This window comes from Enterobacter sp. 22452 (assembly GCF_052045065.1).
GTDB lineage: Bacteria > Pseudomonadota > Gammaproteobacteria > Enterobacterales > Enterobacteriaceae > Enterobacter > Enterobacter mori.
In genome coordinates this window covers 274336-287017 of sequence record NZ_JBQEOB010000006.1, presented here as the reverse complement: position 1 = coordinate 287017, position 12682 = coordinate 274336, and the positions used below count along the sequence as shown (strand labels likewise).

Here is a 12682-nt window from a genome sequence, read left to right as displayed (position 1 = left end):
TCGTCCATCGCGATTGGGTGGATCAGAGTCACAACCATCTTGATGTTGTCGCCTGGCATTACCATCTCAACGCCTTCTGGCAGTTCGATGGTACCGGTCACGTCAGTTGTACGGAAGTAGAACTGTGGACGGTAGCCTTTGAAGAACGGAGTATGACGGCCGCCTTCGTCTTTGGACAGGATGTACACTTCAGATTCGAACTTGGTGTGTGGCTTGATTGAGCCTGGCTTCGCCAGAACCTGACCACGTTCGATTTCTTCACGTTTGATACCACGCAGCAGAACACCAACGTTCTCACCAGCACGGCCTTCGTCCAGCAGTTTGCGGAACATTTCAACGCCAGTACAGGTAGACTTAGCAGTCTCTTTGATACCAACGATTTCAACTTCTTCGCCAACTTTGATGATACCGCGCTCTACACGACCGGTAACAACGGTACCACGACCGGAGATGGAGAATACGTCTTCGATTGGCAGCAGGAATGGCTTGTCAATCGCACGCTCTGGTTCTGGGATGTAAGAATCCAGGTAGCCAGCCAGTTCGATGATTTTTGCTTCCCACTCTGCTTCGCCTTCCAGCGCTTTCAGCGCGGAACCACGAACGATTGGAGTGTCGTCGCCTGGGAAATCGTACTGAGACAGCAGTTCACGAACTTCCATCTCTACCAGTTCCAGCAGCTCTTCGTCATCAACCATGTCGCATTTGTTCAGGAACACGATGATGAAAGGAACGCCTACCTGACGACCCAGCAGGATGTGCTCACGAGTCTGAGGCATTGGGCCGTCAGTCGCAGCAACAACCAGGATCGCGCCGTCCATCTGCGCAGCACCGGTGATCATGTTTTTAACATAGTCGGCGTGGCCTGGGCAGTCTACGTGTGCGTAGTGGCGAGTCGGGGTGTCGTATTCAACGTGAGAAGTGTTGATGGTGATACCACGAGCTTTTTCTTCTGGTGCGTTATCGATCTGGTCGAATGCGCGAGCAGAACCACCGTAGGTTTTTGCCAGAACGGTAGTGATTGCAGCGGTCAGCGTTGTTTTACCATGGTCAACGTGGCCGATAGTACCGACGTTAACGTGCGGTTTTGTACGTTCAAACTTTTCTTTAGACATCGATTGTCCCTCTAAGACACGGATAAATCGGTGATATCACCACATCAACCAGGCGAAATGCCTGAACTGTTGAATACATTTAAATTGAAACAGAGAGAAACGGGAGGAGAAGTGAAGTGGTGCTGATACCCAGAGTCGAACTGGGGACCTCACCCTTACCAAGGGTGCGCTCTACCAACTGAGCCATATCAGCACGTATTGGAGCGGGCAGCGGGAATCGAACCCGCATCATCAGCTTGGAAGGCTGAGGTAATAGCCATTATACGATGCCCGCATCCTGAAACTCGGCTACCCAGTTCTTTCTGTAACAAAAAAAGAGATTTCTCTCTTTTCATGTTCGAGCTGGTTAATTTTTCCAACCAGCTCCGGCGGCATTTACGCTGCCAGAAAGTGGTGGTGGGGGAAGGATTCGAACCTTCGAAGTCTGTGACGGCAGATTTACAGTCTGCTCCCTTTGGCCGCTCGGGAACCCCACCGGACTTGATGGTGCCGACTACCGGAATCGAACTGGTGACCTACTGATTACAAGTCAGTTGCTCTACCTACTGAGCTAAGTCGGCATCAAGTAGCGCGCATTCTATGGAGACATGCGCAGTCATGCAACTAAAAAATTGCATAAAACGTTCTTTCGCTCACATTTTATGCGAAACCAGTGCTAACCGCTTTAAATTCATCCGCTCGCGGTCAAATATTCAACATGAACCCCTGATTTACCCCTTCTATACCGTACCGTGATACCTCCCGCGTAAAGCATCGCTTTCCCATATTTTTTCTTATTATTCCTGTCATCTGGTGTTAACCTCCTGCCCATTGTCCAAAATTAACTATGTGAAGAGCCATGACCCGGCAGTTTTGTGCTGGCTCACAGAAGCATGCTTATGAGCAAAAAAGAGCAAACGTTAATGACACCTTATCTTCACTTTAACCGCAGCCAGTGGGCTGCCCTGCGTGATTCCGTTCCTATGACGCTGACGGAGGGTGAAATCGCACGGTTAAAAGGGATAAACGAAGATCTGTCCCTGGAAGAGGTGGCAGAAATTTATCTTCCCCTCTCTCGCTTGCTTAACTTCTATATAAGCTCGAACCTCCGCCGCCAGGCGGTACTGGAACAGTTCCTCGGTACTAACGGTCAGCGTATTCCTTATATCATCAGTATCGCGGGCAGCGTGGCAGTTGGTAAAAGCACCACCGCGCGCGTGTTACAGGCGTTACTGAGCCGCTGGCCAGAACACCGCAGCGTGGAGCTGATTACCACCGACGGCTTCCTGCATCCCAATGAAGTATTGAAAGAACGCGGGTTGATGAAGAAGAAGGGCTTCCCGCTCTCTTATGATATGCACCGTCTGGTGAAATTCGTCTCTGATCTGAAATCGGGCGCGCCTAACGTCACTGCGCCGGTTTACTCGCATCTGATTTATGACCGTATCCCGGATGGAGACAAAACGGTTGTGCAGCCAGACATCCTGATTCTGGAAGGGTTAAACGTGCTGCAAAGCGGGATGGATTATCCTCACGACCCGCATCACGTCTTTGTTTCCGACTTTGTTGACTTCTCTATCTATGTTGATGCGCCAGAAGATCTGCTGAAAAGCTGGTATATCAACCGCTTCCTGAAGTTCCGCGAAGGGGCGTTCACCGATCCTGATTCCTACTTCCATAATTACGCCCAGCTCTCTAAAGAAGAGGCTATCAACGTCGCAACGGGACTATGGAATGAGATCAACTACGTGAACCTGAAAGAGAACATTCTGCCAACACGTGAGCGCGCCAGCCTGATCCTCACCAAGAGTGAGAAACACGCCGTCGACCAGATCCGTCTACGGAAGTCATAACGCAGACATGAAAAAACCGGCTTCACGCCGGTTTTTTTCTTTACGCATGCGGCTTTTCGCCATTTTCATCCTGATCGACCGCGAAGCAGGCCACCAGTTGTCCACGATAATCCTTCAACTGTGGCTGCAACTGCGTGCAGGGTCCGAAGCGTCGGCTACAGCGGGCATTGAACGCACATCCCGGAGGCGGATTCAGCGGGCTTGGCAACTCGCCGGTCAGCTTAATGCGCTCACGACGATCGTCCGGGTTCAGACGCGGCGTCGCAGACAGCAGTGCCTGGGTGTACGGGTGACGAGGATTATTAAAGATTTGCTCTTTCGTCCCTTTCTCCACGCAGCGCCCTAAGTACATCACAATCACTTCATCGGCAATGTGCTCCACGACAGACAAATCATGTGAAATGAACACATACGACAGCCCCAGATCCTGCTGCAGATCCATCATCAGGTTCAGCACCTGCGCACGTACGGATACGTCGAGCGCAGAAACAGGCTCATCGGCAATCACCACGTCCGGGTCGAGCATCAGACCGCGGGCGATGGCGATACGCTGACGCTGGCCGCCCGAGAACATATGCGGGTAGCGATCGTAATGCTCAGTTTTCAAACCCACTTTCGCCATCATCGCCAGCGCTTTCTCACGACGCTGCTCTTTGCTCAGGTTGCTGTTGATCAGCAGTGGCTCTTCCAGAATCTGCCCCACTTTTTTGCGCGGGTTCAGTGAACCGTACGGGTTCTGGAACACAATCTGGATTTTCTGGCGACGCAGCTTCTGCGCCTGTGGGTCGTGCTTGAGCAGATCCTGCCCCTGATAGTACAGCTCGCCGCCGGTTGGCACTTCAATCATCGTCAGCAGACGGCCCAGCGTCGATTTGCCACAGCCGGACTCCCCCACCACCGCAAGCGTTTTACCGCGCTCAAGGGTAAAGGAGACACCGTCCAGCGCTTTGACCAGGCGCTCGGGAGCAAATAAGCCCTTCTTCACCGGGTAGTGTTTTTTCAGGTCGATGGCCTGCAACAGCAGTTGTTGCGTACTCATAGTGTTGGCCTCCCGGCATCATCGAGTGGGTAGTGGCATTTGGACTGGCGACCGTCAGCCAGCAGATTCAGCTCTGGCTCGTCGACGCGGCATTTATCCGTCGCATACGGGCAGCGCGGGTTAAGCAGACAGCCCTGTGGACGGTCATATTTACCTGGCACAACCCCCGGAAGCGAGGCCAGACGCGCTTTATCCTGCGCAAATTCCGGCAGCGCACGCAGCAGAGCCTGCGTATACGGATGACGCGGGGCACGGAAGATATCGTGCGAACTTCCGGTCTCCACCACCTGGCCTGCATACATCACGATGATTTTGTGTGCCGCTTCAGCCACCAGCGCCAGATCGTGCGTAATCAGCACCAGCGCCATATTCTCTTTCTGCTGCAGCTCCAGCAGCAGCTCGATGATTTGCGCCTGGATGGTTACATCCAGCGCGGTTGTCGGTTCATCGGCGATCAGCAGTTTTGGCCGACAGGCAATTGCCATGGCGATCATCACGCGCTGGCTCATCCCTCCGGATAACTGGTGCGGATACACATCCAGACGCGATGCCGGATCGGGAATACCCACCTGCGTCAGCAGATCGATAGCGCGCTGACGACGGGTTTGCTTGTTACCCCCCTGATGCACCTTGATGGCTTCCATAATCTGGAACCCCACGGTGTAACACGGGTTCAGGCTGGTCATTGGGTCCTGGAAGATCATCGCCACTTCCGCGCCCACCAGTTGGCGGCGCTGCTTCTCGGAAATGCGCTGCAGATCCTGACCATTAAATTCCAGGCTTTCCGCCATTACGCGGCCGGGATAATCAATCAGCCCCATAATTGCCAGCGAGCTTACTGACTTGCCGGAACCAGACTCCCCTACGATGCCAACCACTTCGCCCTGATTTACGCTGTAGCTGATGCGGTCCACGGCGCGAAACGGTGTGCCTTCGTCGCCGAAGTGCACCGATAATTTATCTACATTTAATAACGCCATCTCGTGCCTCTTACTGCTTCAGTTTGGGATCAAGTGCATCACGCAGACCATCACCCATCAGGTTAAATGCCAGCACCGTCAGCAGAATCGCCAGACCCGGGAAGGTGACGACCCACCAGGCGCTTTGCGCGAACTGCAACACGTCGGAGAGCATAGTGCCCCACTCCGGTGTTGGCGGCTGCGCACCCATGCCAAGGAAGCCAAGAGCGGCCATATCGAGAATGGCGTTAGAGAAACCGAGCGACGCCTGAACAATCAGCGGCGCAAGGCAGTTAGGCAGAATATTGACGAACATCTGGCGCATCGCACCCGCACCCGCCACGCGAGAAGCGGTGACGTAGTCTCGATTCACCTCGACCAGTACGGCCGCACGGGTTAATCGGACATAGTGCGGCAGCGCAACGAACGTCAACGCCAGAGCAGCATTACCTATCGAAGGTCCAAACACCGCCACCAGCACCAGCGCCAGCAGCAGGCTTGGCAACGCCAGCATGATGTCGACGATACGCATAATGACGTTATCGACGATGCCGCCGAAGTAGCCAGCCACCAGGCCGAGCACAACGCCCATGATCAGCGACAGTACAACAACGAGGCAGCCCACCAGCAGCGACAGACGCGCGCCGTACATCAGACGCGACAGCACGTCGCGGCCCACATCATCGGTACCGAGCAGGTGCGTCAGGCTACCGCCGTCCTGCCACGCAGGGGGCGCGAGTAGCGCATCGCGGAACTGGTCCGCCGGGTTATACGGTGCGAGGAAGTTCGCAAACACCGCAATCAGGATCATGATAACAACATACACCAGCCCTACCACCGCGCCTTTATTGCGCTTGAAGTAGTGCCAGAATTCCTGCAGCGGCGTCATAGGAACCGGTGCAGCGACCACGTTATTTTGAGTGACTTGTGACATGACGGCCCCTTACTTCTTATGACGAATACGCGGGTTCACCACGCCGTACAGCAAATCGACCAGCAGGTTGACGAGGATAATCATCGTCGCAACCAGCAGTACACCGCCCTGCACAACCGGATAGTCACGGCGCTGCAGCGCGTCAATCAGCCAGCGACCGAGGCCCGGCCAGGAGAAGATGGTTTCCGTCAGGATCGCCCCTGCCAGCAGCGTCCCCACCTGCAGACCGATAACGGTAACGACCGGCAGCATGGCGTTACGCAGAGCATGAACGATGATGACGCGCATGCGGGTTAACCCTTTGGCACGCGCGGTACGGATGTAATCTTCGCCCAGCACTTCCAGCATGGAGGAACGGGTCATACGCACGATCACCGCCAGAGGAATGGTGCCCAGCACCATCGCAGGCAGGATCATGTGCGCGACGGCATCAATGAAGTTGCCCTCTTCGCCCCAGATAGCCGTGTCGATCAGCATAAAGCCGGTGAGCGGGTTGGTATCATCAAGGAAGACCATATCGCTGACGCGCCCGGAGACCGGGGTTAGGTTCCATTGCACGGAGACCAGCATGATCAGCATCATGCCCCACCAGAAGATAGGCATGGAGTAACCGGTCAGCGCCAGACCCACGGCGGTATGGTCAAAAATAGAGCCACGCTTAACGGCAGCCAGTACCCCAACAGGAATACCCACCGCAGTGGCGAAAATCATGGCGCAGATGCCAAGCTCGAGTGTCGCTTTGAAACGCGGCACGAACTCGTCCCACACCGGAAGACGGCTTTTGAGTGAAATCCCTAAATCACCGTGCAACACGCCCCAGATATAGTGGAGGTACTGCTGCCACATTGGCTTATCAAGGCCGAGTTCAGCCAGCAGTTGCGCATGACGCTCAGGGGAGATACCACGCTCGCCCGCCATAATCATTACCGGGTCGCCGGGGATCATATGGACGAAGGCAAAAGTGAGAAGGGTGATACCGATAAACGTCGGGATAACGAGTCCCAGACGTCGGAGGATGAACTGCAACATAACCCGGATTCTCTCTGATGACGCACGACCAGTGGCGTGACGTCTGTATTGCTCACAAATGTAAATTCCCTCTCCCTTTGGGAGAGGGTTAGGGTGAGGGGATGCATGCACGATCCTCACCCCTGCCCTCTCCCAAAGGGAGAGGGAGAACACCCTACTTATTATTCAACAGATACGTTTTCGAAGTGGTGTTTGCCCAGTGGATCAACCACGTAGCCCTTCACTTCTTTACGCACTGGCTCGTACACGGTGGAGTGAGCAACAATCAGCGCCGGGGCCTGATCGTGCATAACAACCTGCGCTTGCTTGTACAGTTCAATACGTTTGTTGTGATCGTCAGTCGCACGCGCCGGCTGGATCAGATCTTCAAACGGCTTGTAGCACCAGCGAGAGTAGTTGGAACCGTCTTTCGCTGCTGCGCAGCTGAACAGGGTGGCGAAGAAGTTGTCCGGATCCCCATTGTCGCCGGTCCAGCCCATCATCACCGCCTGGTGTTCACCCGCTTTGGCACGCTTCAGGTACTCGCCCCACTCGTAGGTCACAATCTTGGCCTGAACGCCGATCTTCGCCCAGTCAGCCTGAACCATTTCCGCCATACGGCGCGCGTTCGGGTTATATGGACGCTGAACAGGCATTGCCCACAGTTCAACGGTAAAGCCTTTATCCTGGCCTGCTTCTTTCAGCAGCGCTTTCGCTTTCTCAGGATCGTAGGTGTAGTCCTTAATGTCGTCGTTATAGCCCCACATGGTAGGTGGGATCAGGTTCTTGGCAGCAACGCCAGCGCCCTGGTAAACGGCTTTGATGATCGCTTCTTTGTTCACCGCGTAGGTCAGCGCCTGACGCACTTTCACGTCATCAAACGGTTTCTTCTCGGTGTTGAAGGAGAGATAGCCCACGTTCAGGCCAGCCTGCTCCAGCAGGTTGATGTTCTTGTCCTGCTTCATACGAGCGATGTCAGCCGGGTTCGGGTATGGCATAACCTGGCATTCGTTTTTCTGCAGTTTTGCGTAACGCACGGAAGCGTCAGGCGTGATGGAGAAGACCAGGCGGTCAATCTTCGGTTTGGTGCCCCAGAAGCCTTCGAAGGCTTTATACAGAATGCGGGAGTCTTTCTGGTACTGCAGCAGCTGGAATGGACCGGTACCGATTGGATTCAGGTCGACTTTCTCCGGCGTACCGGCTTTCAGCATGTTGTCCGCGTACTCTTTAGAGAGAATAGAAGCGAAGTCCATGGCCAGGTCAGCCAGGAATGGCGCTTCCGGACGCGTCAGCACGAACTGAACGGTTTTATCGTCCACTTTTTTCACTTCGGCGATCAGGTCCGGCAGACCCATCCCTTCGAAGTATTCATAGCTGCCGCCAGACACTTTATGGTACGGGTTCTGGGCATTTTTCTGACGGTCGAAAGAGAACACAACGTCGTCGGCGTTAAAGTCGCGCGTTGGTTTGAATTCTTTGCTGTCCTGCCACTTCACGCCCTGACGCAGGTGGAAGGTATAGGTTTTACCGTCTTCGCTGACTTCCCACTTCTCAGCCAGACCCGGAATCACTTCCGTGGTGCCGGTTTTAAATTCAACCAGACGGTTATAGATCGGTACAGAGCTTGCGTCGTACGTCGTACCAGAGGTAAAGAGCTGTGGGTTAAAGCCTTCCGGCGAGCCTTCAGAACAGTAAACCAGGGTTTTTGCCTGTACGCTTGCTGCTACGGTCATAGCCACCAGGCTCAGACCAAGCTTTAGCATCCCTGACTTCTTCAAGGAAATACTCATTATTCTGCTCCAATGTGATGTTTTGCTTTGTTGTGTTACGCCGCCTGACCTTTATTTATTTTTTACCCGGTCTGGTCGGTGATGCCCGAAGGCTTTAAAGGGATGGAGAATCCTTTCAGAAGAGCGTTTGAGTTGCAGCGCAGATCGTCCCTGAAATGCCCCTCATGCCCTACAATCTGTCAACAGAATGTGAAAACGTCAATACAGGTGACGGGGATTTACGCGGAGTGTGAGAAACCGCAAACAAAGATTAAAAAAACCTCCGGCGCCAGTTTTCAGCAGGGAAATTTATGCTACTCGCCATGTGGCAGCACAAATATCTTCATATTTCGCAACATGTAGTGATTAACTTTTATTCAGATTGGGTAAATTTTCTTGCGGAATGGTGATTATCTGAGCACTAAATACCGCGAACGTTAAAACGCACAGCGAAAAATGCTGAGGTTATCCATAAGCAACGCGAAAAAAGATCAATCCATATATAAAAAAATACAATGGATAATGTCACAAAATCGTTAACAGGCAGGGTGAAACAGGGCTAAGGGGCGTTTTAGTGAGTCTGGCTGGCTAACGCCATAATGCAAAAAGGGCTAACCTTGCGGTTAGCCCTTTTTTAAATGTGGTCGGCGAGAGAGGATTCGAACCTCCGACCCACTGGTCCCAAACCAGTTGCGCTACCAAGCTGCGCTACTCGCCGAATGCGGAGCGCATCTTACTGCTGAGGTGCGCGCCCGTCAATCCCTTATTTTCAAAAAGCCATTCAACTGGCGATATTCTCGCCAGAGCAGCTACTGCGCGGCTTTTGCGGTGTTATCAGGCAGTTTACACCAGTTGTTGTTTTCGTTAATCCCACCGTTCGGTGAGGTATAGCCGAGACAACCCATAATGGTGTCGTACAGCTCAACGTGACGGCGCGGGACCTTGATCTCTGCCTGCTGCTTCAAATGCGCAAACATTTTGGCTTTATCAGGGTTCTCAAGGTACTTATCCGACATCCACATGATCATCGGCACGCGGAACTGCTCCGGCGGCGCAAGCTTGCGTGGCGTACCGTGCAGGTGTTCTTTTTCGTTGATTGACTCGCCGTGGTCAGCCGCGTAGATCACAATCGCTTTCTTATCGCGAAGCTCGTCGATCACCCTGCTCAGGAACGTGTCCACATACAGAATCGAGTTGTCGTAGGCATTGATCAGCTCCTGCTTGCTGCAGTTTTTGTTAATGCCGACACACTCAGGCGTCCATTTCGCGAAATCGCGCGTATAACGCTGGTAATAGCTGTAGTGCGAGCCTTTGGTATGCAGCACGATAAGATGCTTACCCTGCGGATGGTTTTTCAGCGACTGTTCCATCTCGGAGAGCAGCAGCATGTCATCGACATTCTTCCCACGGTTGCGCGGCTCGGCACCAATCTGCTCACGATAGGCGATGTTATCCGCCATGGTGTTGGTGTAGAACCACATCTCACTTTGCATAGCGAACAGGTCGGAGCTAAATCCAAGCTGCTTCAGTACAGCAAATACGTTCTGCTCTTTGAGCGTACGCTGCGGGTTATCGCTGGCACCGCCTTCACGCACAAACATACAGCGCAGAGAGAGCTTCGTCGCGGTATCGCAGGAGTAACCGCGGTAAGCCACAAGGTTCTTTTCCTGGGCCAGTTTTGGCGTGGTATCGCGGTCATAGCCGAGAATACCCATATGATCCCAGCGCGTGGTTTCACCGATAACAAAGACGACGTAGGTATCATCCAGCCCGTCAGCCGGTGCCACGTAATTGAATTTTTTCGTCGGATTCATCAAGGATTTTACATCACTGGATTCATCCGCCTGTGCCCAGGCATACAGGCCTAAGGCCGAGAGCCAGTTGGAGGGCAAATAGGAGTTAGCGACCACACCGCCGTAGCTTGGCATGTCTACGCCCGTCGCTTTTTCGATGCGTTTTTGCTGTTTTTCCATCAAGCGAATCGGTGCCCAGACCAGTAATCCGGCCAACAGGACAACGGCGATATTCCGGATCCGCTGCCCGCGCGTGCGCAGCTGGCGTAACAACGTATAGCGGCAGGTATTACTCCAGATAAAGAAGAGCGGTATCAGACAGGTTAAAACCGTCCAGACGATAAAGCCCTTACCTACGACCTCTTTCGAGAGATCGATATCGGTGGTCATGACTGACGCCACAATCCCATAGCCAATGACCACATTCATAAAGGTCATGTAATAACTGGCGGCGGCAGAAATAATGACAACCAGTGAAGCCAGAATTTGCCACGGGCGTCGGCCAAAAAGGGAAAGCAGACGTAACAGGAAGAAGGTAGCGAGGATGGAACCGAACACTTCAATTGCAGCAAAAATTCCATTTCTTACGGTGAGGTGCTCGAAATAACCTTCCACTCGTCTGAACAGCACCGCGCCATTCAGAAACAAACCGATATAGACAGCCAGCATCAGACACAATCTTTGCTGGGTAAGAGACCTAATGTATTTCATGCAAACAACCCTGGGGGAAGGGGTATAGAGACCCGCCGACTCTCATCGAGAAAACAGACAGAGTAAGTATGTGCGTAGGAAAGCGTTATCAGAAACGTCTACAAGCGCGGTAAGTAGACCACAGCGGGAGAGAAAAGTGGCAGCAGAGAATGTGATTCGTGCAAATTTTTACAAAAAAGCAAGTCAGGAAGCGTATCCCTCAGCGCAAAAAAAGAGGCCATTACGGCCTCTCCTTATTCGTTAAGCATGCACTTCTTTAAAAACTTCTCGCTGCGGCTGGCGAATCGTCGTCGACAGCGCCAGGGAAATAATCAGCAAGGCAAATATCACGCAGAAGGTCACATAGAACCCGCCGAATAATGAAGCAATCAGCGAACCGCAGATACTGCCGATCCCGAAGCCCAAGTAGATGACGCCGTAGTTTTTTGCCAGATTGTTCAGGCCAAAGAACTCGCTCACCAGAGACGGGAAGACGGTAATGGTGCCGCCAAAGTTAAAGGCCACACAGGCAATCGCGGCAAAGAACGTGGCCTCATTCAGCGGTGCAAACAGCAGTGCCGCCATGCCCACCAGCGAAACCACCTGCCCTATCGTAATGACGCGGATACGGGCAATTTTGTCAGACAGAATACCGAGCACCAGACGGCCCGAGAGGTTGGCAATAGAAATCACGGTGACCGCATTCGCCGCCGTGGCCGCGTCCAGTTTCACCATGCCCTGCGCGATATCTTTCGCCACGCCAATGACATACAGACCGCTCATGCAGGCCGTCAGGAACATCACCGCCAGCATCCAGTACTGTGGTTTGCGCATAGACTGAGCCAGGGTGAAGTCGTTCTCCACCACGCCGTTAACGGATTTCACTTCCTGCTGCGGCGCATCGGTCATCAGCGTTGCACCGAACAGAATCATCACCAGAACGATAACGCCCCAGATCATAAAGGTTTTTTCGAGGCCAACGGAGGCCAACAAATGGGAATCGATAAATTTGAACCCGAGGCTGCCCAAACCATATGAACCGATGGCAAACGCAGAGATCAAACCTTTACGCTCCGGGAACCATTTCACGCAGTTCGACAGCGTCAGCAGATAACCAGCACCATCTGCCAGCCCCACCAGAACCCCGGCGCTCAGCCAGAGCATCATCAGGTTGTTGGAATGCGCCGTCAGGAAAAAGCCCACGCCCAGCAGGATCCCGGACGCCATGGTGACGCGCTTAACGCCAAAGCGCTCCTGCAGTTTGCCCGCGACGGAAGAGGAAAGCGCCAGCCCTAGGCTTAGCAAACCGAAAGAGAACGCCACCTGGCTCACCGGCGCACCGAGCTTATCGGAAAGCGCACTGTTGAACAGGCTCCAGGTGTAGACCGAGCCCAGCGCGAACTGGGTGACGATAGTGCCGAAAAGCGTGAGCCAGCGCGTACGGTTATAAGTTGAAGTGTTCATGGCAGTTGTCCTGCAAGAGAAATTAAGGAAGTTCGCTGAGGACAACAATAAACAAAACCTTATTACCGCTGGGGTAAAACGG

9 protein-coding genes and 5 tRNA genes are annotated in these 12682 nt (G+C 53.4%); 1 reads left to right on the top strand and 13 read right to left on the bottom strand.

Features of this window, described 5'->3' with window-relative positions:
• The 5 genes from tuf to ACTJJA_RS18610 all read right to left on the bottom strand — a co-directional run.
• The coding region (gene tuf / locus ACTJJA_RS18630) for an elongation factor Tu (protein WP_440668893.1) at positions 1-1112 on the bottom strand (1112 nt) is incomplete at its 3' end.
• A 117-nt stretch (positions 1113-1229) separates the two neighbouring features.
• Positions 1230-1305: transfer RNA gene (locus ACTJJA_RS18625), tRNA-Thr, on the bottom strand.
• A 6-nt stretch (positions 1306-1311) separates the two neighbouring features.
• Positions 1312-1386: transfer RNA gene (locus tag ACTJJA_RS18620), tRNA-Gly, on the bottom strand.
• A gap of 117 nt (positions 1387-1503) precedes the next feature.
• Positions 1504-1588 (bottom strand) — tRNA-Tyr (locus ACTJJA_RS18615).
• Between the two features lie 8 nt (positions 1589-1596).
• Positions 1597-1672, bottom strand: a tRNA-Thr gene (locus ACTJJA_RS18610).
• A 318-nt stretch (positions 1673-1990) separates the two neighbouring features.
• On the opposite strand from ACTJJA_RS18610, the gene coaA reads away from it, so the two are divergent.
• A complete protein-coding gene (gene coaA / locus ACTJJA_RS18605; RefSeq protein ID WP_010426211.1) occupies positions 1991-2944 on the top strand; it encodes a type I pantothenate kinase in 954 nt (317 codons plus the stop codon).
• 40 nt (positions 2945-2984) lie between these two features.
• On the opposite strand, the gene dppF is transcribed toward coaA, so the two are convergent.
• The 8 genes from dppF to ACTJJA_RS18565 all read right to left on the bottom strand — a co-directional run bounded on the left by dppF (position 2985) and on the right by ACTJJA_RS18565 (position 12600).
• On the bottom strand, positions 2985-3983 hold the full coding sequence (gene dppF / locus ACTJJA_RS18600) for a dipeptide ABC transporter ATP-binding subunit DppF (protein ID WP_440668892.1): 999 nt from the start codon (positions 3981-3983) through the stop codon (positions 2985-2987).
• Positions 3980-4963 (bottom strand): dipeptide ABC transporter ATP-binding protein, encoded by a 984-nt coding sequence (gene dppD, locus ACTJJA_RS18595; RefSeq protein WP_010426220.1) that lies wholly within the window; start codon positions 4961-4963, stop codon positions 3980-3982. The genes dppF and dppD overlap by 4 nt, the downstream gene beginning before the upstream one ends.
• Positions 4964-4973: 10 nt before the next feature.
• Complete coding sequence (gene dppC, locus ACTJJA_RS18590) at positions 4974-5876, bottom strand: dipeptide ABC transporter permease DppC (RefSeq protein WP_010426221.1); 903 nt, start codon at positions 5874-5876, stop codon at positions 4974-4976.
• A 9-nt stretch (positions 5877-5885) separates the two neighbouring features.
• A complete protein-coding gene (dppB, locus tag ACTJJA_RS18585) occupies positions 5886-6905 on the bottom strand; it encodes a dipeptide ABC transporter permease DppB (RefSeq protein ID WP_006177810.1) in 1020 nt (339 codons plus the stop codon).
• A gap of 161 nt (positions 6906-7066) precedes the next feature.
• Positions 7067-8674, bottom strand: coding sequence for a dipeptide ABC transporter periplasmic-binding protein DppA (gene dppA, locus ACTJJA_RS18580; RefSeq protein WP_100167433.1), 1608 nt, complete (start codon positions 8672-8674; stop codon positions 7067-7069).
• Positions 8675-9294: 620 nt separating this feature from the next.
• Positions 9295-9371, bottom strand: a tRNA-Pro gene (locus tag ACTJJA_RS18575).
• A gap of 91 nt (positions 9372-9462) precedes the next feature.
• Positions 9463-11157: a kdo(2)-lipid A phosphoethanolamine 7''-transferase gene (gene eptB, locus ACTJJA_RS18570; protein WP_148400228.1), complete on the bottom strand. Its 1695-nt coding sequence runs from the start codon at positions 11155-11157 to the stop codon at positions 9463-9465.
• A 240-nt stretch (positions 11158-11397) separates the two neighbouring features.
• The gene (locus ACTJJA_RS18565) at positions 11398-12600 is read right to left on the bottom strand and encodes an L-lactate MFS transporter (RefSeq protein ID WP_421511360.1); all 1203 of its coding nucleotides are present in this window, start codon (positions 12598-12600) and stop codon (positions 11398-11400) included.
• Between the last annotated feature and the right edge of the window lie 82 nt (positions 12601-12682).

Excerpts from the sequence above, each read along its gene's own strand:
- dppC (WP_010426221.1), bottom strand. The coding sequence starts at position 5,876 with ATGTCACAAGTCACTCAAAATAACGTGGTCGCTGCACCGGTTCCTATG.
- coaA (WP_010426211.1), top strand. The coding sequence starts at position 1,991 with ATGAGCAAAAAAGAGCAAACGTTAATGACACCTTATCTTCACTTTAAC.
- dppA (WP_100167433.1), bottom strand. The coding sequence starts at position 8,674 with ATGAGTATTTCCTTGAAGAAGTCAGGGATGCTAAAGCTTGGTCTGAGC.
- dppD (WP_010426220.1), bottom strand. The coding sequence starts at position 4,963 with ATGGCGTTATTAAATGTAGATAAATTATCGGTGCACTTCGGCGACGAA.
- ACTJJA_RS18565 (WP_421511360.1), bottom strand. The coding sequence starts at position 12,600 with ATGAACACTTCAACTTATAACCGTACGCGCTGGCTCACGCTTTTCGGC.
- dppF (WP_440668892.1), bottom strand. The coding sequence starts at position 3,983 with ATGAGTACGCAACAACTGCTGTTGCAGGCCATCGACCTGAAAAAACAC.
- dppB (WP_006177810.1), bottom strand. The coding sequence starts at position 6,905 with ATGTTGCAGTTCATCCTCCGACGTCTGGGACTCGTTATCCCGACGTTT.
- eptB (WP_148400228.1), bottom strand. The coding sequence starts at position 11,157 with ATGAAATACATTAGGTCTCTTACCCAGCAAAGATTGTGTCTGATGCTG.